We start from the raw sequence: 19,792 nt of genomic DNA, 5'->3' as shown, positions 1-19,792 counted from the left end.
CTGCGGTTTTTGCCATTCGGGGAGCAAAACAGCCTAGGCCGCCTCGTGCCGCAGGATTGCCGCCTCGGATGCGGTCAAGTTGCGGCGGGCAAAGGCGCCATAGCTGAGCGGGTTTTCATCCACGCCCGGCAACAGGGTCTGCAGTCGCTGGCGATCCCCCTCTGACAAGGCTGTAAGGGAGGCGTTGGCGGGATGAAAGCTTTCGCTTTCCACGCCATTCGCCCAAAGCACCTGATGCTCTTCGAACAGCAGATGAATATAGGTCACTTCACGCAACTGCGTGTCCGCGGCGATACTGGTCCCATTGATCAGGTCCCGCGCCGCGACCAGAACTTCCGGCGTATTGAACAGCGCCCGCACACGTCCGCCACGCAGCAACAGGCGGTGTTCCGGGGAGACCAGCAAATCGCCCTCGGGACGGTCCGACGCAAGCGCCCCAGCGCGCAGCCGAATTGGCCGCAGCCCCGGGTAGACGAACAGCCGCGCGCCGCTCATCCGGCGGGCTCCGATCCAGCGGATTTTCTGAGGACCATTATCGCGGGTCTGCACCACATCACCCGGGCTGAGGTGCTCAACCGGGCATGCACCAGAGGGCGTGTCGATCAGGGTTCCGGGCGTGAAGCAGATCAAGCCACTGTCTGCATCCTCCTGCGGCTTCGGCGCCTGTCCGACGTCCAGCGCAAGATGCACGATCCACAGGTCCGCATCCCGTGGCGGCAGCTCATCCACAAACATCAAGAGCGGCAGCCTGCCCGCTCCGGCCTCGATCAGCGTCGCGGTGTATCGGCGCATACCATCGGTGATGACAAAGCTCCGATCCGGAACCGTCTCATCCCCTGTCGCGGTGGCTGCGCCCGGATCGACAGCAGCGCCCACCAGCCTGCGCACTGACCGCGCCGCCCGGCGTCGCATATCCGCCTCACCCTCTGCCACTTCCAGACGCAACAGTTCTGTCGGCCCGTCCAGGCGCAGGCTGTCCCCGTGCCACGACCAGACCGCCCCCATCCTCAGGGCATCGGTCGGCGCGGACGCCAGACCGTCCAATTCTGTTTGCGACCAAGAAATGACAAACGTGCCAATAAAGCCCGTTTTCATTGCTCTTGCCTGCCTCGGTTTTTGTTATTGTGCAGAACGTACCAATGGCCGTTGTCCAGTGAAAGGTCAAAGTCCAGCCGCCGCCTATCCTTGCCTACACAGCGGCAGCAAAGCCACAAATTCATCGTGAGTGCCACGATGGCACCGCACAACTTACCGCAGAAGCCGCCGGTTCACACCGGTCATTCTCTCCCCCTGCCCGGCTGGATATCCTGGCCGGGGCGGCGTGCCATGCGCCAGCCCAGTAAGAGATACCAAAAAGGTCAAAACTTCTGTCTGATTTTCCTTCGCCTATCCAAGATAAAATTCCCGCAAACTACCATTTTTATTGCAGTTTTTGCGCCACCTAAACTTTGCTGATGCTCTATCATCAGATGGCGCCTAGAACCTTCGGGATGCGCGGCTTCTGACGCGACACAAAGCCCGCGCCCTCCCCTTTAACGCGAATAATTTGAGCGATTTCAATGCCCTGCCAATTGTCAAAAAAATGGATAGGAAAATCTACTGCCCTGCAGCGAAAACCCCTCCAGAATACCCTGCTTACGGCCACCAGCCGCCGCAGCGCGTTTTACAGATTGTTAGCCACTGTGGCGAATAGTGACAGGGTACCCCGATGTGTGTCAGGGGTTGAACGTCGGCCAAGCCCACTCCCGGGCGATCTGAAGTGCCATAGATCCCCGATGTTAGTTAGAAGGTGATCCGGTATGACGAATGACATTGACGAAGAAACCATCAGTTCCACAGTTCCTGAAGAGGTCCCTCAGGAAGCACAGCAACCTTTGACTGCGCTGACTTTGGATGACGATCCGATCGACCGATTGCGCTTGATCAAAACCTGCAAGAAGGCAGGACTGCAGATCGAGTTCACAGAGGTCGCCACCGTCGCCGACATGCGCCGGGAACTGGACCAGAACACGTTCGATATAGTGTTCCTTGATCATAATCTGGGCATGGAAACCGGGCTGGATGCGCTGAGGGCGCTGATTGCCCATGAAGACCAGGCCGACGCAATCCCAATCATGCTGACCAGCGTCACCTCTCACCATACCGCGGTCGAGGCGATGCGAAACGGCTGCGCGGATTACATCGTCAAGGAAGAGCTGACAGTATCAGCGCTGATCAAATCCGTGACATCCGCAATCGAGCGGCGCATTTTGTTTTCCGCCCTGTCAGGAGCACAGGCCTTCCAGCGCTCGGTTGGCGAAGTGATCGAGCGGTTCATGCTGACCTGCGGCCCGGAAATGCGTGAGATCCTGAGCAAGACCCTGGCCACCCTGCGCGGCCTGAAGGCGATCGAGAAAGCAGACCAGACCCTGGATCCGGTCATCCTGTCGAATTTCACGCTGCTGGAACGTGGCTGCAAGGATCTGACGGTACTCGTCGATGATCTGGTGAGCGTGGTGGCTGCAGCCCGCGGCGTACCCGTGCGCAAGCGGCCCTTGATCAGCAAATAATATGCATCAAGCCCTGTTCCGCTAATTTGGATTGCGCGACTGCAGTGCAGTGCCAAGGCGGTACCTGGCCGATAAACACCCGTTTGCCCGGATACAATTCCCGGAGCGACCAACGCGAGACATAAGCTAACGAACGAGAGCCCTGATGCCACACCGTAGGCGCGTCACACTGCGAACGCGGATAGCCCTGGTTGTCCTGTTGTCCACTGGGCTGGCACTGACGATCTTTTCCGCCTATGGATATTTCCACTCCTTGGAAACGGTAAAAACAGCCACCCGCGAACGCATGAAGCGGGCCGGCGACATCTACGCACAGCGGATCGACAGCGTGCTCTACATGATGGAGCTGGATACCGGAATTCTCGCCTCTGTACCGCAGGCGGTAGGCCTCGCAGGGCTGACGCAGACAGCCAATGCCCCTGCGCCCGATCAGACCGAGACCACAGTGACACCACCCACTGCCACACAACCCAGCGCGGTGCGGTTCAGCGACGAACAACCCAACGTTCCGGGGGCCAGCGCTGCCCGATCCACCGAGGGTTGGACCGAGAGCGTATCGGACATTTTCCTGAAATTCCTGGGGACAAGGCCGAAATACTCGCAAGTCCGGCTCTTGGTGAAAGAAGGCAACTGGAAGGAACTGGTGCGGGTCAACCGCATTGACGAAGAGCTGATCGTCGTCCCCGCTGGCGAACTCCAGATCAAGGGAAATGAGCCCTATCTGCAGCCCATCAAAGAGCGTGGCGTCAGCGAGGTGTATTTTTCAGAAGTAACCTATAACCGGGAAAACGGCCGTGTCGTTGGGCCGCCCACCATCCGGGTGGTTCGACCGCTGCAGGACAGCGACGGGGACATCTTTGGTGCGATCGTCATCAACGCCGACGCTGAACCCCTGCTGCAGAGCGCCGAACTCTCTGTTGCCCCCGGGTTTCAGGTCTACGCGGTCAGCAACAACTTCGATTACATCTCCTATCACGGCGAGGCCCAAAGCTCTCCACTCGCCTTTCATCAGGATCCGGACTGGCAGCCACCGCCCTATTCCGACCGGCTTACGTCCAACGATGAAGGAGCGTTTTTCGAAACCGGCTCAAATGACATGGGATATCTCTCGGCCGTGCTGGGCCAACAGAACGCGACGCCGTTCCGGCTGAACATTCTGACCATCGCCCCGCATGAGATCCTGATTGCTCCCGCATTTCAGGAGCTGCGCACGACCGCCGGCCTGTCGATGCTGCTGGCCGCGATGGCAGCGCTAGCGGCCTCCTTTCCCGCATCGCGCCTGCTCTCCCCCCTGACCCGGCTCAACCACGAAATCCGCAGCAAGATTCAAAGCGCGGAACCGGTGAATTTTGAAACCAGCCGCAATGATGAGGTTTCCGATCTCGCGCTCAGCTTTTCGGAAATGATCAATACCAGAATTGAGGAAGCGAACCGGCTTGATGCCATCCTCAACGGTGCGGCGGACGGGATCATCACCATCGATGCCGATGGCACAGTCGAGGATATGAACCCTGCTGCGGAAAAGTTGTTCGGCTATACCGCGCAAGAGGTCGTGGGCCAGAACGTGACCATGCTGATGCCCACAGCAGATGCGAACATACACCATCTTCACGTGGCGCGCTCCCTGCTCACCGGGCACCCTAAACAGATGGCCAAGAACCGCGAAATCTTCGGCGTTCGCAAAGATGGCAGCCAGATCCCGCTTGGCATTGCGGTCAGCCACGCAGTCTATTCCGGCGGATCAAGATACATCGGGATGATCCGCGACATCTCCCCGCAAAAGGCCGCCGATGAAAAGGTGAACAGCCTGATCAGCGCCCTGAAACGTTCCAATGCGGAACTGGACCAATTCGCCTACGTCGCGTCGCACGATCTCAAGGCACCACTGCGGGTGATCAACAATGCCGCTTCCTGGCTGGCCGAAGATCTTGCCCCGCATCTGACCGAAGACACCCAGGAAAGCCTGGACCTGCTGCAAAACCGCGCCACCAGAATGGAGCGGTTGCTGGACGATCTGTTGCAGCATTCCAGGATTGGCCGGGAAAAGGCGAGCAGCACCTCCGTGACCGGAGCCGAGTTGCGCGAGGAGCTGACCGACCTTCTGGACATACCCGAGGGCCTCACAGTGCAGTTCTGCGACGCGTTCGACCAGATCAAGGTTCAGCGCCTTCCCTTGCAGATTGTTCTCCTCAACCTGATCAGCAATGCCATACGGCATCATGACAAATCCGATGGGCACGTCTGGATAGACCTGACGCACCGCCCCGAAGAGATTGAGTTCCGGGTCGCCGACGATGGCCCCGGCATTCCGCAGGAATACCAGGAGAAGGTATTCGAAATATTCCAGACCCTGAAACCCCGTGACGAGGTCGAAACCAGCGGCATGGGGCTCGCCTTCGTCAAGAAACATGCCGGGCTGGTCGGCGCCACGATCAAGATCGACTCGGACGGCAAATCCGGCACAACCTTTATCCTGCACTGGCCCACCGGGCCGGACAGCACATCATTGGAGAATTGATATGAACACCGTCGCCCTCCAATCCGAAAAAGCGCTTAATATCGTGCTAGTCGAAGACGATGATGGCGACGCCAAAGCCTTGCGACGCGCCTTTAAGAAAGCGAAGATTGCAAATCCGATTACCCGTTTCAAAGATGGGGTAGAGGCGCTGGCGTTTTTGCGTGGAAATCTGGAAACCACACCCCCCAAAACCTTTGTCGTTTTATGCGACATTAATATGCCGCGCATGAATGGTTTAGAATTACTGGGCAAAATCAGAGAGGACCCTCAGCTTCGCAAAACGCTTATTTTCATGTTGACCACATCGGATGATGAACGTGATATTGAAATGGCCTATCTGAACAATGTTGCAGGTTATATTGTCAAAGCCCGAGCCGGACATATGTTCTTGGATCTGATGACAACCTTGGACAACTATTGGCGCGTCGTCGAAATTCCGGAAATTTAGAGCAGGCACAAAAGGAAAATTTTCAAATGCTCGACATTATGATCGTGGACGATGATGAGGGTGATCGCAAGCTGGTCCGAAGGCTGCTGCGGGCTCCGGCGGGAAAGCGGTCATTCCGGGAAGCAAGCAACGGACAGGCGGCGCTGGATTACACGGATGACAACATCGATGTCATTTTCCTGGACTACCTGCTGCCCGGCATGTCCGGCCTGGAGCTTCTGGAACATTTTTCAAAGACATGGCCAAAGGCGACAATTTTCCTGATGACCGGCCAAGGAGACGAGGAAATCGCCAAGAGCGCCATTCTGCAAGGCGCGTCTGATTACATTCCAAAATCGATCATGACCGAAACGGCGCTGAACCGGATGATCGAAAACGGCATAAAGCTCTCCAAGATGCGCTGGAAACTGGAAGAACACCGGCAGGAGCTGAGCCTGTTTTCGGATGTTCTGGTGCATGACCTGCGGGCTCCCGTCCGCGCCATCGAGTTTCTGAGCGAACAGATCATCGAGGATTTCGAGAGCGGCAATATGGATGAGGTGGCCCGGGAATTCGAAATGATGAAACTTTCAGTGAGGCGCATGTCCGAGCTGATCGAAAGTCTTGCCAGCCACATCAACCTGAATGGCCCCTCCAACCAAGAGAAGGTGTCCGTGGAAAACCTTTTTGAACGCGCCCAGATGGCTCTGGCCAAGGATATTTCGGAAAGCGGCGCCGAGGTGCGTTGGAAGGCCAACGGGCTGTCGGTGGATTGCATCGCGCCGCAGGTCGCGCAGCTGCTGCAGAACCTGATCGGGAACTCGATCAAATACGCTGGCCCTTCCAGCCCGGTCATTTCAGTCTCTGCCGCCGAAATTCCAAACGGGATCCAGTTCACGGTAGCGGACAATGGCGTCGGGGTGCCGGAAGATTTCCACGACAAAATCTTCGAACCCTTCCGCCGTCTGCAGCAAACCGAAGAATTGCCTGGCACCGGGCTTGGCCTTGCCACCTGTCGCAAGATCGCCGAACGCCATGATGGGGAAATCTGGTGCGCCGCCGATACCGACGTCGGCACCACGATACATTTCACAATCAAACAGCGCCCCGAGGAAGAAGACAACTAGGAACGTCGCCCTATAGCGGGAGGCTCAGCAGGGTTCGCGGGCGGGTCTGTCCCGCCCCACCGTTCAGGCTGTCGTTACCGGTTCGCAGCTCTGAGCAGACTTCAACCAGCCCGCAAATTGGCAGCAGAGGTGCTCTCCGGCATGGCTTCTGCCTCAGCGCAACCGATTGTCGGCCTTCCGATATCAAAGGATCCAATCAACGTGTTCAGCCTGCCGACGTCCTCGGTCATGGAGAGCGCCGCCGCCGTCACCTGTTCCGCCATTGCCGCATTCTGCTGCGTCACCTGATCCAGTTGCGACACACCGACGTTGATTTCACCAAGACCAGTGGATTGCTGCTGCGCTGAGTTGGCGACTTCCGACGTCAACTCGACCGTCCGGCCAATATCACCGCGGATCATGGTCAAAGCCTCGCCGGTATCATTAACCAGCGTCACTCCCCCCTCCACGTGGCCCGCACTGACATTGATCAGTGATTTGATTTCATTTGCAGAATCCGCTGACCTTTGCGCCAGCGCTCGCACTTCAGAGGCAACCACGGCAAAGCCTTTGCCGGTTTCCCCCGCCCTTGCGGCCTCCACCCCCGCATTCAGTGCCAGTAGGTTGGTTTGAAAGGCGATATCATCGATCACATTGATGATCTGCGAGATCTGATGCGATGAATCCTCGATATCCTGCATCTTTTGAATGGCGCTCTGAACCACCTCGCCCCCGCGCGCGGCCCCGTCTCTGGTGCTATGGACGATCTTGGTGGTTTCCGATGTCGCATCGGCCGACGCATGCATGCTCACGGTAATCTGCTCGACCGCAGCCGCTGTTTCTTCCAAGGTCGCTGCCTGGGATTCCGTACGCTGTGACAGATCCTCTGCCGACTGGACCACCTCATTGGCGCGAATGTTCAACCGGGAGGCCGCATCCTGGATGGTATGCAGCACATCACGCTGAGTACAGATCAACCCATTGAAGGCCTTGCGCACCGGATCGTAGCGCTCAGGGTAGTCGCTTGCCTCCGGCCCGGGGATAAGCTGTGTCAGATCCCGCGCCGCCATCCGGTCGATACCCGCCGTCAGATGCGCAAAAGCCGTTTCCTGCTCTTCCTTTTCGGCAGAAAAATGCGCATCCAGAACCAGATGAGTATCCAGCGAAAAGGCACGAGTCAGGGCGCTTATGATCTTTGGAACATTGTGCCTTCTAAACAGACCTAAAATGCCCTGGTTCCGCTCCAGAAGAAGCTCCTGAATGTGCGAAACCGCCTGCGCATAGCCGGAAAGATAGAACAAAAATGGCAAGCCGATGCGGGGGTGGATTCGGCCAATCCGATAGGCACTTGCAAAATACTCTTCGCTAAACGCGCCCGACAACAACATCTCCCAGTGTTTTTGCTGTCCAAGCTTCGCCTGATCCATCAATTCCTGATTTGGAAAAAAACGCGCCATTTCGGGATCATCCATTACGACACCATAAAAACGATCCAAAACCTGAGGCAACAGCGGAACAACCAATTCTCCGCCCTCAATCAGATATTTTTTCACGACTTCATCAAAGCCAAACTTCGATAGCGCCTCTTCGTGCTCCTTTATCATAACAGCCTCGCAACCACTGAAAACATTAAAAGATTCGGCCCCAAGCGAGGCCACCAATCTCTCACTAAATGAAATCCATTAAAAATATGCAATTTTCTATTATTTTACGAACGCATTACGGGAGCGGGATCAGCTTAAACGCGATGCGGTCGGATGAACGGGCAAGAGTGCTAGCCCATGACAGGGCCAGGGTCGGTTCGCAACGCGCCAAACCGTTGCAACAGTGCACCCCTCCTCGACACTCCCCAAACGAACCGGGACCGTAACCGGGGCGATCTGGGGCTTAACGGGTGATCCGAGTACTCAATCTGTCGGGAAAGGGCCGATGGCTGGGGTGGTAGGATTCGAACCTACGATACACGGTACCAAAAACCGCTGCCTTACCACTTGGCTACACCCCATCGGTGAGGCGCTGTCTAAAGTTAGTTGCGGGGGGGTGCAAGAGGGTTTTTGAAAAAATCTGACATCCTTTTCCCAACACCGCAGGCGCCCCCCTTTCTCGCCCCTTATTTCATTGGATTTTCAGAAGTTTGCAGCAAAATCACGCCTTTGCGATCACCACCCTCAACGGCTTCATGCGCTGCGGCGGCCTCGGCCAGAGGAAAGATTTTCGCCACGGGAACCGACAGGGCCTGAGCCTCCAGGGCGCGATTCAAACGGGCGATCGCCGCCTCGCGTTGGGTCGGCGTCAGCAGGTAGACCAGAGCCATCTCCAACGTGACCGCCTTGAACATCAGCGGATAGAAGGGCAAGGCGGGTTGCATCGCCTTTGCCGAGCCATAGGCCGTGATCCGGCCGTTCGGGGCGATCACTGCCGCGTCCACCTCGGCGTTGGCGCCAAACTCCACCTCGACGATCAGATTGACGAGCTGGCCGTCATTTGCAGCGATGATCTGGTCGCTGAGGTCCGTAGCGCTGTAATCCAGCACCGCGTCGGCCCCGGCCGCCAGAACACGGTCTCGCGCAGCTGCGGAACAGGTCGCGATCACCCGCGCACCGCCCCATTTGGCCAATTGTACAGCCAGAAGACCTACGGTCCCTGCCCCGCCCTGCACCAGAACGGTTTTGCCGGAAACCTCGCCACCGGAGAACACGGTATGACAGGCGGTCAGCCCCGGAATGCCAAGCGCGGCACCGGTTTCAAAATCGACCGTGTCAGACATGGGCACCGCCTGCTCCTGCGGCAGGCAGATCTCGCTTGCGGCGGTGCCATAGGCGCGCTGCCACTGACCGTTCCAGATCCAGACCCGCTGCCCGACTCGCGCCGGTTCCACGCCTTCGCCGACTTCGGTGATGACGCCCGCGCCATCGCTATGAGGAATGATTGCGGGAAAGGGCAGTTCGGTGACACCCGCCCGTGCTCCGGCCCGCGCTTTGACATCGGAAGGATTGACGCCGGAATAGGCCAGCGCGACGCGTACCTCGCCAGAGGCAAGTTCGGGTGCTGGCAGGGTTTCAAGGGACAGGACCTTTTGGGCAGGTCCGAAGGCGCGGTAAACGACGGCTTTCATGATGGGGCTCCATTTTCTGTGTCAGCCCGGAACGACGTCGGCCCGGACCTTTGACAGACAAGGAGCCTCAAGACGGCCACAGACACAAGGCGGTTCCCACAAAAGCGCCGCCCCGATGAACAGAGACCCACAGATTTGTCGGGTGCCAGGCAGCAAACGCCTCCCCTCGCTTCAGCGTAGCGCTCTGGATCAGAGAGGTATCAGTCCGGGACACCCGCCATTTTCAGCGCATGCCCCCATTCCTCTCCGGCGGGTCCTGCCGCAAGCGGCGTGTAGTTGTGGTACCGGCTCATATTGAACATTGGCGCGGCCTTCAGAAGATCCTGAACCGTATCGCGGGCTTCGGAGGTGCGCCCCGACATCTGCAAAGCAATGGCCTTGGTCCCCAGACTGGTCGGATAGGAGGCATTTGCCTCAAGCGACCGGTCCGCAAGCTCGATCGCCCGCCCATAATTTCGCGCGGTCAGGTTCGCGACTGCGGATTCCGCGTCGAAATAATAGCGTTGCGGCCCCAGTGGGGACAGCCGTCGCGCGGCATCGGTCAGTTGCACCGCCTCGTCCGGGCGGTCCTGATAGGCCCGGGTGGTACCTTTGAGCAGCAGGGCCAAGGCTTCGTTTGGATTGTCCTTCAAAGCCAGATCATAGGAAGTCTGCGCCAGATCGAAATGGAACAGCAGATGGCTGGAAATCACGCCCTTCAGCGTATGCGCCAACGAGAAAGACGGATCCGCGCTGAGCGCCGAGGTCGCAAGCTGTTCTGCAAGATGGATATCAAGCTGTCGATCGTTGGAAAAACCCTTCTGGATCCGCAGTACGTGCCAGAACCCCATCCATGTCAGAGCAAGCGGATGCTGCGGGGCCCGGCTCAGCAGCACGTTCAGGATTTCACGTGCCTTTTCAAAGGAAGCGGGGTTCATGTCCTGCATCAGGGAAATAGCACCCATTAACAGCGTGTGCCCCTCCAGCCCTGCCAGCGGCTTGAAGCCGATAAGGCGGATCGATTCGCCCACAACCGTTTGACCGATTTGGCGCGTGGCGTCCCTCAGGGCCGCGCTTTGTCCCGCCATCAGGTCCGACAACGGCCCCTGGAAGCTGCGCGACCATATCACCTTTTCGCGCACCGCATCGTGCAACTCGATATCCGCATTCATCATCTGCCCGCGCACATGCACCACACCAGACACCAAATAGTTCACCCCAGCCACCTGCGAGACCTCGATCGGGCGGATCCGGTTCGGGTCGAATTGCCGCGAGGCCAGATAAGATGTCACGGTAAAAGCCTGACTGCGTGCAAGGCAGCGAGACAGTTCTTCGGACAGCAATGAGCCCAAGGGCGAGGTGTCCTCGCCCGGGGTGTGTTGCACGAAGGGCAAGACCGCGATCGGAGGCAGAAGATCATTATACTGCACCCGACCGGTTTGCCCGATTTGCCCAGCGCCGCCGGTGGGCTGCCCTGTCTGCTTTGCCTCGAAGTCCGCCCGCATCTGGGCCAGCCAGCTTTCGAACCGGGTCTCATGCGGCAGTTCGAAACCCTCCATGAACTCGGCCTGATCCTCGGGCTCAATGAACTCCACCCGTGACAGGTCCAGAGTAACGCGTTCCCGGTTAGCTGTGATCGCCTGGGCCGCTTCCGGTCCCAGATGGCGTTTTAGCGTCGATAATGCCGTCCTCAGGCTGGCCTTTGCTTGTTCAGGTTGAGCAAGGCTCCACAAAGTGTGTTCTAAAAATGCTCTTGTTCGGATACCCGATGCTGAGGTCGCCAAAAGGGCCATCAAGGCCTGATGCTTGGCCCCTAGGGGTACGCTGCTGCCATCCGACAGAAATACACCGAACGCGCCGAACTGATTCAACTTGATCAAATTACACATTAATCCACCTAATCGACCGTGATCGCAGGATCAAATTACAACAATGCGACGCAAAGATGTAGTGAAAAATCACCTTTTCAAATAAATAAAGATAATTGAATTGAAATTTACATGTATCAAGTTTCCTTAAACACGCATAGGAATAGTAACGGAATGAATTGCCGCCAAGCCAATAAGCTGGATTTTCCGAAGAAATTCGGATTTTCCGCCTTTAACCGCGCCCCAGACGACGCTGGGCGCGGCTTCTCTTAAAAACATAGTTTAACTTAGGCCAAATTTACAAGGAGGCAAGTTACAACGGGATAAACCGGTAACCGTCACCCTTGCGCGCGACCTGACCCAAACCACCCTCTGGTAGATGGTAGCCAATCACTCGCGTCTGCTCGTGAGCCAGCTGATCCAGCAAGCTCATGCGGGCGGCAGCGGCCATGGCTGCATCCTGGTCGGATCCCACGTGCCAGTCGGGTCTTTCAAAGCTCACGTGGGAATTGCCGATGGCATCGCCAAGCACCATCACGCTCTCGCTGCCGGACCTGAGTTCAAAGGACATATGGCCCGGCGTATGACCATAGGTCGCCCGCGCCGCGACACCGGGCAGGATTTCTTCGCCATCGCGGAACCGGGTGATCTGGTCCTCCAGGATCTCCATCCGCCGAAGCGCCCCGGCGGCCATGGTAGCGCGGGCCTCGCCGATCGTGTCAATGGTGCTGGGGTCGAACCAGAAATCCCATTCCTGCTGTCCGATGAAATGTTCGGCATTGGCAAACAGAGGATCATCGAAATCGTCCAGAACGCCCCACAGGTGATCCGGGTGGCAATGGGTGAACACCACATGGGTGACGTCCTCGGGGGATACGCCTGCCGCCTCCAGCGCGGCGGGCAGTTGCCCCGCGCTGGCCTGGAAGGCCGGGCCGGAACCGGCATCGAACAGCACGACGCGGTCGCCCTGACGCATCAGCGTGACGTTCAGCGGAGGTTCCATCGGATCCTGGGCAACGCCGTGCCGTGTCAGGATGGGCATCAGCTGCTCTGGCGACTGCTCGGGAAACAGGAACCCCTGAGGCAGCACAAGGTTGCCATCAGACAGGGTTTGAAGGGACATATCGCCAATCATCAGCTGATCGCCGCCCGAGGCTGCAGCCGCCGATGCCATATCAGCAGCAGATCCTGCTAACGCCATACTGGCCCCTGCCCCTTGCAGAAATTCTCTTCTGTTCACACCCATTGCACCTGCCTCCCAATAATGCATCTGCGCAAATATCCGGCCGCCATGGCGCAGTTATATTCACGTACGCGAATTTATATAATTTGGGGTTTAGCAATGTAAAGCCGGGCGCAGAACACCGGGCAAAAACAGACGCGGCTGACAAACAGAAAACCGGCGCAGGTCACCCCGCACCGGTTCATATCAGAATAACTAAAGAGCGCGCGTTACTGGCGGCTCAGCTCTTTCCATTTGCCATCTTCGACAACCGAGATCACGATATCGTCCGCACCACGGTGATCATCCGCCGCATAGGTGATCTTGCTGTCGGTCAGCTCATCATAGAAATTGAGGCTCTCCATCCCCTTGATAAAGCTTTCCTGCGTCAGATCCTGACCTGCGGCCTCAAGCGCGCGAATGACCGTATCCGCTGCGGAATACCCCAGCATGGCAAAGCCACCGGCCGGCTGACCGAACTTTTCCTCGTAGGCTTTCATGAATTCGGTCGGCACCGGATCTTCGGCGCGGGCGATCAGGCTGACCCAGCCAGCCGCCGCGTAAAGACCATCGGTCACACCACCAGGAACGGCAGCAACCACATCAAGGAACCCGGCCGACGTGTTGAGGAATTTCACATCGGTCCAGCCCAGTTTCTTGGCGGTGCCGACAACGGTGATGCCCTGCCGCACGCCCAGCGCCAGTGTCACCACGTCACAGCCAGCGGACTTCAGCTTTGTGAGCGAGCCGACAAAATCCAGCTCATCCGGCTTGTGCGAGGTTTCCGCCGCATAGGTCAGGCCCAGCTCTTTGCTTACATCCTCGGTGCTTTCCTGAATTTCCTTGCCGAAATCCGACGGGATATACATCGAGCAGACTTCCTTGGCATCGAATTCACCGGCCAGATATTTCACCCCGACCTGCACCTGATCGTAATAGCTGGAGAAGCCGATGAATTTGTTGTGCATCGGGTCCTGAAGCATCTGACGCGCGGCGGACAGCGGGCTGATGTTCGGAATGCCCTTGGGGTCCAGCAGCTTGAAGCCAGCCACGTTCATCGGTGTGCCCAGCGACAGAAGCATGGCAAAAGCCTTGTCGCGGTTCAGCAGCTTGTTGTAGCCCTGCATCGCGCGCGGGATCTGATAGCCGTTGTCCTCGACGACGAACTTGATCTGGCGACCATGCACACCGCCTGCGGCGTTGATTTCGTCAAAGCGCAGGTTGGCGCCATTGACCGCCGGCACGCCCACCGCAGCAAAGATACCGCTGAGGTCATTGACCGAGCCGATTACGACTTCGCTGTCCGTAACCCCCTGGGTGTCGGCCTGAACAGCCGTGGCCCCGGCAAGGGCTACAGCCGCCATCGTCAGCGCAGATGTCAGTTTTTTCATTTTCGCTTCCTCCCTAAATAACTGTCCGGCGTTCCTTGTCGCCGCCGCTAGTACATGTCGTCGATTAGTGCCTTGTGCTTCTTCTCCACAAAACTGCGTTTCAGTTTCATCGTTGCGGTCAACTCGTCGTCCTCGGCCGTCAGAAGAACGTTGATCAGGCGGAAATCCTTGATCTGTTCGACCCGTGCAAAGTCCCGGTTCACAGCTTCGACCTCTGCTCCGATCAGCTGTACCACCTCCTCCGCGGCACAGAGCGATGCAAAGTCGCTAAAGGGTATCTTGCGGTCCTGCGCGAATTTCTCAACATTTTCCTGATCGATCATGATCAGACAGGTGAGATATTTGCGCCCGTCCCCGATCACCACCGCATCCGAGATATAGTGGCTGAACTTCAACCGGCTTTCGATTTCGGCCGGGGTGATGTTCTTGCCGCCTGCGGTGATGATGATGTCCTTGATTCGGCCGGTGATGGTCAGATTGCCCTTGTCATCCAGCCTGCCGACATCACCCGTGCGCAGCCAGCCATCGGTGGTAAAGGTCTCGGCGGTCTTTTCATTGTTGCGCCAGTAACCCTGGAAGTTGTTGAGCCCCTTGGTCTGGATCTCCCCGTCTTCCGCGATGCGCACCTCGACCCCAGGCACCGCGTGCCCCACCGTTCCCGGCGCGTTGGTGTCGAAAGTGTTGATGGTGGACAGGCCGGCGTTCTCGGTCATGCCGTAGCCTTCGATCAGCGGCACACCGATGGACCAGTACCATTCCAATAGCTCGGGTGAGATCGGCGCGGCGCCGGTTCCGCCGCGGCGCATCTTGTCCATGCCCAGCATCCGGCGCAGATTGCGCAGAACCGCAAAATCCCAGAAGGCATAAGACGCCGCCACGCCCGAAGGGACGGGTTTTCCGTACATCACGTATTGCGCCCGCTTGCGCCCGGCCTTGACCGCCTGATGGAAGGCAATACGGCCAATCGGCGTGGCTTCCTGCGCCAGAACCAGGACCCGGGAGTAGATCTTTTCCCAGACCCGTGGCACCGCGAAAAAGGTCGCCGGAGAGACCTCCTGCATATTGTCGAACACGGTTTCCGGGCTTTCGGCGAAGTTCACCGTGCTGGAAGCCGCGAGCGGGAAATAGACCGACACGTTGCGTTCAAGGATGTGGCACAGCGGCAGAAAACACAGCTGATCGTCTGTCTTGTAGACTTCCAGCGCCCGCGCCCCCGCCTCGGTCGAGGCAAGGATATTCTCATTGCTGAGCATAGCGCCTTTGGGCATGCCCGTGGTGCCCGATGTATAGATCAGAAGCGCCGTGTCCTCGGGCTGGGATTTGGAAATTTCAGCCTCGAAGGTGCCGGGATGGCGCGCTTCATAGGCTTTACCCAGCTCGTACAGATCCTCGATGAAAAGGCATTTTTCATGATCCAGATCATGCAGCCCTTCGCGTTCATAGATGATGACCTTGGCCAGCCCCGGAACCTGATCGGCGATCTCAAGGTACTTGTCGAGCTGTTCGTCGTTTTCGACAAACAGGAACCGGCTGTCGCTGTCATTGACCAGATAGGCCAGCTGCGAGGCAGAGTCCGTGGTGTAGACGCCAGAGGCAATCCCGCCAACACCCTGAATACCCAGATCGGAGTAAAGCCACTCGCGCCGGTCCTCACTTAAGATCGACACCACCTCGCCGCGTTTCAGACCCAGCGACATCAGGCCAAGGCCAATCCATTTCGCGTGATCCCAGTAATCGTTCCAGGAATAGGCTTTCCAGATGCCCATATCCTTTTCGCGGTGAGCAGTTCGGTCGCCCAGCGCCTGACAACGCAGCTGAAACAGTTTCACGATGGTGTCACAGCCGTCCACCAACACCGGGCGCTGGCCCGGCTCTGCGTTGAACGAAACGCCGTTGAGAACCACCTGCGGGTGTGCGGTCTGTCCAAGGTTTTGCATGTTCATCCCTTCCCCCCTCATCGCCACGTCTTCTTGCGTTTCCAGCGTTTCTCTCCGCGCTGGCCTTCTTCCTGGTGGCCCAAATAAAAGGCCTGGATGTCCTCGGACTGCATCAGGCGGTCGGCGGTGCCGTCCATCACGATGCGGCCGATCTCCATCACATAGCCCACGTCCGCCAGTTCCAGCGCGATGCGGGCGTTCTGTTCCACCAGCATCATGGTCACGTGTTCCTCGGCGTTGAGCCGCCGCAGAATGGCAAAGATCTCCTGCACCAGAAGCGGCGAAAGGCCTAGGCTGGGTTCATCCAGCAGCATGATCTTGGGCCGCAGCATCAGCCCACGCCCGATCGCCAGCATCTGCTGCTGGCCGCCGGACAGCGTCCCGGCCTCCTGGTCGCGCCGTTCGGCGAGGATCGGGAAATAGTCGAACACCATCTCCCGGTCCTTTTCGATCTCGGCCCTGTCCGACCGGGTGTAAGCGCCAAGGCTCAGATTTTCATTCACCGTCAGCAGCGGGAAGACCTCGCGGCCTTCGGGCACGTGTACGATGCCCTGACTGACGATCTTGTGCGGCTCCTGCCCCTGAATCGGTTTGCCATCGAACAGCACTTCGCCCTTTTCAGGATCCATGATGCCCGAGATCGTTTTCAGGAGGGTGGATTTCCCGGCGCCATTGGCACCCAGAACGGTGACGATCTGCCCCTTGTCCACCTTCAGCGACACGCCCCGGATTGCCATGATCGGCCCGTAAAAGCTCTCGAGGTTCTTGATTTCCAGCAAAGGCTCTCCCATCAGACAGCCCCCGCGCCAAGATAGGCCTCGATCACGGCCGGGTTCGACTGCACCTCAGCCGGGGTGCCTTCGGCCAGCTTGGCCCCATCCGCCAGCGCCAGAACGCGGTCGGACACGCCAGAGACCAGCCCCATGTCATGTTCCACCATCAATACGGTGATCCCCATCTGTTTGCGGATATCATCAATCCACCAACGCATGTCCTGCGTTTCCTCAACCGAAAGTCCCGAGGCAGGTTCATCCAGCAACAAGAGCCGCGGCCCCGAGGCCAACGCCCGGCCCAGTTCGACCACCTTGCGCACGCCATATGGCAGGCCAGCGATCATCTTGTTCCGGTAGGGCTGCAGGTCGAGGAAATCGATCACCTCCTCCACGGCCTCGCGGTGGCGGTGCTCTTCGCGGCGCACACGCGGCGCAAAGAACAGCTCTTCGATCAGCGTGGACTTGCGGTGGCGGTGCCGCCCCACAAGAAGGTTCTGCAACACCGTCGCGTGATCAAAGAGTTCAATGTTCTGAAAGGTCCGCGCAATGCCAAGATCCGCCACCTCGTCCGGTTTGCGATCCAGCAGGTTCTGCCCGTCGAAGGTGAAAGAGCCCGCATAAGGTTCGTAGAACCGCGAAATCAGGTTGAACACGGTCGACTTCCCTGCCCCGTTCGGGCCGACGATGGCGTAGACCTCGCCTTCCTCGACCGAGAAGGACAGATCGTTCACAGCCACAACGCCACCGAATTTCAGCGTTGCATTCTTGATCTCCAAAAGGCTCATCTCAAACGCTCCGTCTTCAGGTAGGTTTTCTGGCGACGGAACATGTCCTTGCGCGCAAAGGGGAACAATTCGAACCATGTCCGGATCTTCAGCCAGCGGCCGTAGATGCCCATGGGCTCGAACAGGATGAACAGGATCAGGATCATGCCGAAGACGCCGGTTTCCAGCCCCGGGATGGCGACGCCGCCACCGATCACGCTGTCTTTGAGGATCGACAGACCCTGCGGCAGGAAGGCCACCACAACTGCGCCGAAGAAGGCCCCGTGAATGGAGCCGAGGCCGCCAATCACGATCATCATCAGCAGGGTGATCGAAATCACGATCGAGAAGGTCTCGTTGTTAAAGGTGCCCGCATAGTATCCCATCAGCGCCCCGGCCCAGCCGGTGATCATGCAAGACAGGCCAAAGGCGGTCGCCTTGGTGCGTGCAATGTGAACGCCCATAGCAGTCGCCGAGACCTCACTGTCACGCACCGCAGCAAAGGCACGGCCCAGGGGCGAGCGCAGCAGGTTGCGGTAGAACAGCGTGCAGATGATGGTGACGACAAGCACCAGATAGTAGAACCGGGTCGGCATCGACCAGCGTTCAATCTCGAACCCGAATATGGTGATCATGTCCGGGAACTTGCCGGACACGCCGCCAGTCCAGGGCTCCAGAAGGACGATAATGTCATCGGCAAGGATCGACAGGGCAATGGTGGCAATCGCCAGATAGATCCCGTGCAGCCGCAGGGCCGGAATGGCGATTACGGCGCCGACGATCCCGGTGATGACCCCGGCCAGCGGGAAGGCCAGAATGAACGGCAGCCCCTGTTCGATCAGGATCGTGTTGGTATAGCAGCCGATGGCCAGAAACGCCGCATGGCCAAGGCTGGCCTGACCGGTCTGACCGGTCAGCAGCATCAGACCCAGACCGGCAATCGCCCAGATCAGCACGTTGGTGACTTCGCCGATATAGAACTCGTTGATCAGGAATGGCAGGCCAAAGGCAATCAGGATCAGAAGGCCATAAACGCAGGCCGTCCACATGTCGGGGAACAGGCGGATATCCTGTTCATAGGTGGTTTTGAAATGAATGCGCATGGGATCAGACCTTCTTCACTCGGACTTGGCTGAACAGGCCGTGCGGACGGAACACCAGCACCGCCAGAAGCAGCGCATAAGGCGCGATCTGCGAATAGCCCGCCGCAAGATACCGTGCCGCGAAGGGCTCGATCACACCCACGATCAGACCACCAGCCAGTGCACCGGGGAGCGAGCCGAAGCCGCCGATGACAGCCGCCGCAAAGGCCTTGATGCCCAAGAGGCCGGCGTTGGGATCAATGGCGCCCTTTGAGGCAAAAAGGATCCCGGCCACGGCAGCGGTTGCACCCGCCAGACCCCAGATCAGCCCCTGCACCCGGCGCACCGGAATGCCCATGAAATAGGCCGCCATCTGGTTTTGACTGGCCGCCTGCATGGCAAGCCCCAGCTTGGTGCGCTGGAAGAACTGGTAAAGCGACCATGTGAGCAGGAAGGTCACCACGATCACCGCGACATCCGCCATGCCCAGCACGACGCCGCCCAGTTGTAGATCGCCCAGCGCGAGCGGGCTTTCCAATGTCTGCGGCTCGTGCCCCCAGATCAAACCAGCCACGAAGCGCAGCACAAAGCCCAGCGCGATGGTCAGGATGACAACCGCAGTCTGGCTCTGCCCGAACAGGTGCCGCAGAATGAAAAAGTCGAGCAGATAGCCAAGAACCGCCATGATCGAAATCGCCAGCGGTGCTGCGACCCAGAATGGCAGGTCCATATATTCTGCGTTGGTAAGGCCAAGGGTCACAAATGCCCCCAGCATCATGAAATCGCCCTGAGCGAAATTGACCGCTTCAGTCGCTTTGTAGATCAGCACAAATCCGAGCGCGATCAGGCCGTAGACACAGCCATTCGCGAGCCCGCTGACCAGGAGCTGCAATACTTCCAAATTTTCCTCCCCCCGCCCGTCATGAGCGGTTCCTGACCCGGTCATTGCCGGGCATATGCGCCTTATTTTACTGGGTTTTCGCTGCGCCTCCTCAAGCGGCGGAAACCCTTGGCGTCTAAAAACAGACTACTGAGTATGTTTTTCCCCTGTCAATTGCTAA

15 protein-coding genes and 1 tRNA gene are annotated in these 19,792 nt (G+C 58.3%); 4 read left to right on the top strand and 12 right to left on the bottom strand.

Features of this window, described 5'->3' with window-relative positions; translation table 11 throughout:
• Positions 1-33: 33 nt before the first annotated feature.
• Complete coding sequence (locus JL2886_RS15700) at positions 34-1,095, bottom strand: Hint domain-containing protein (protein WP_065272855.1); 1,062 nt, start codon at positions 1,093-1,095, stop codon at positions 34-36.
• 704 nt (positions 1,096-1,799) lie between these two features.
• Between JL2886_RS15700 and JL2886_RS15695 the strand changes: the two genes are divergently transcribed.
• The 4 genes from JL2886_RS15695 (at position 1,800) to JL2886_RS15680 (ending at position 6,621) form a co-directional block, all read left to right on the top strand.
• The gene (locus tag JL2886_RS15695) at positions 1,800-2,549 is read left to right on the top strand and encodes a response regulator (protein WP_082996108.1); all 750 of its coding nucleotides are present in this window, start codon (positions 1,800-1,802) and stop codon (positions 2,547-2,549) included.
• A gap of 199 nt (positions 2,550-2,748) precedes the next feature.
• A complete protein-coding gene (locus JL2886_RS15690) occupies positions 2,749-5,067 on the top strand; it encodes a sensor histidine kinase (protein ID WP_065272854.1) in 2,319 nt (772 codons plus the stop codon).
• Between the two features lies 1 nt (position 5,068).
• Positions 5,069-5,515: a response regulator gene (locus tag JL2886_RS15685; RefSeq protein ID WP_065272853.1), complete on the top strand. Its 447-nt coding sequence runs from the start codon at positions 5,069-5,071 to the stop codon at positions 5,513-5,515.
• 26 nt (positions 5,516-5,541) lie between these two features.
• The gene (locus JL2886_RS15680; RefSeq protein WP_065272852.1) at positions 5,542-6,621 is read left to right on the top strand and encodes a sensor histidine kinase; all 1,080 of its coding nucleotides are present in this window, start codon (positions 5,542-5,544) and stop codon (positions 6,619-6,621) included.
• Positions 6,622-6,722: 101 nt separating this feature from the next.
• Here JL2886_RS15680 and JL2886_RS15675 read toward each other — a convergent pair whose 3' ends face one another.
• The 11 genes from JL2886_RS15675 to JL2886_RS15625 form a co-directional block, all read right to left on the bottom strand.
• Positions 6,723-8,204: a globin-coupled sensor protein gene (locus JL2886_RS15675; protein ID WP_065272851.1), complete on the bottom strand. Its 1,482-nt coding sequence runs from the start codon at positions 8,202-8,204 to the stop codon at positions 6,723-6,725.
• A 326-nt stretch (positions 8,205-8,530) separates the two neighbouring features.
• Positions 8,531-8,605 (bottom strand) — tRNA-Gln (locus JL2886_RS15670).
• A 105-nt stretch (positions 8,606-8,710) separates the two neighbouring features.
• Entirely contained in the window at positions 8,711-9,715 is a 1,005-nt protein-coding gene (locus tag JL2886_RS15665; protein ID WP_065272850.1) for an NADPH:quinone reductase, read from the bottom strand.
• A 200-nt stretch (positions 9,716-9,915) separates the two neighbouring features.
• Positions 9,916-11,583, bottom strand: a complete 1,668-nt coding sequence (locus JL2886_RS15660; RefSeq protein ID WP_065272849.1) for a transcriptional regulator — start codon at positions 11,581-11,583, stop codon at positions 9,916-9,918.
• 292 nt (positions 11,584-11,875) lie between these two features.
• Entirely contained in the window at positions 11,876-12,736 is an 861-nt protein-coding gene (locus JL2886_RS15655; RefSeq protein ID WP_237028386.1) for an MBL fold metallo-hydrolase, read from the bottom strand.
• A 278-nt stretch (positions 12,737-13,014) separates the two neighbouring features.
• Positions 13,015-14,175: an ABC transporter substrate-binding protein gene (locus JL2886_RS15650; RefSeq protein ID WP_065272847.1), complete on the bottom strand. Its 1,161-nt coding sequence runs from the start codon at positions 14,173-14,175 to the stop codon at positions 13,015-13,017.
• A 47-nt stretch (positions 14,176-14,222) separates the two neighbouring features.
• Positions 14,223-16,118 (bottom strand): AMP-dependent synthetase/ligase, encoded by a 1,896-nt coding sequence (locus JL2886_RS15645; protein WP_065272846.1) that lies wholly within the window; start codon positions 16,116-16,118, stop codon positions 14,223-14,225.
• 11 nt (positions 16,119-16,129) lie between these two features.
• Positions 16,130-16,903, bottom strand: coding sequence for an ABC transporter ATP-binding protein (locus tag JL2886_RS15640; RefSeq protein ID WP_065272845.1), 774 nt, complete (start codon positions 16,901-16,903; stop codon positions 16,130-16,132).
• The gene (locus JL2886_RS15635) at positions 16,903-17,670 is read right to left on the bottom strand and encodes an ABC transporter ATP-binding protein (protein WP_065272844.1); all 768 of its coding nucleotides are present in this window, start codon (positions 17,668-17,670) and stop codon (positions 16,903-16,905) included. The genes JL2886_RS15640 and JL2886_RS15635 overlap by 1 nt, the downstream gene beginning before the upstream one ends.
• A complete protein-coding gene (locus JL2886_RS15630) occupies positions 17,667-18,752 on the bottom strand; it encodes a branched-chain amino acid ABC transporter permease (RefSeq protein ID WP_065272843.1) in 1,086 nt (361 codons plus the stop codon). Before JL2886_RS15630 ends, JL2886_RS15635 begins: the two co-directional genes overlap by 4 nt.
• Before the next feature lie 4 nt (positions 18,753-18,756).
• Entirely contained in the window at positions 18,757-19,632 is an 876-nt protein-coding gene (locus JL2886_RS15625) for a branched-chain amino acid ABC transporter permease (protein WP_065273757.1), read from the bottom strand.
• Positions 19,633-19,792 lie beyond the last annotated feature (160 nt).

The sequence above is a fragment of the Phaeobacter gallaeciensis genome, assembly GCF_001678945.1.
GTDB lineage: Bacteria > Pseudomonadota > Alphaproteobacteria > Rhodobacterales > Rhodobacteraceae > Phycobacter > Phycobacter gallaeciensis_A.
Note: the sequence above shows the minus strand (reverse complement) of the source record. Positions and strands in the feature narration are given on the sequence as shown.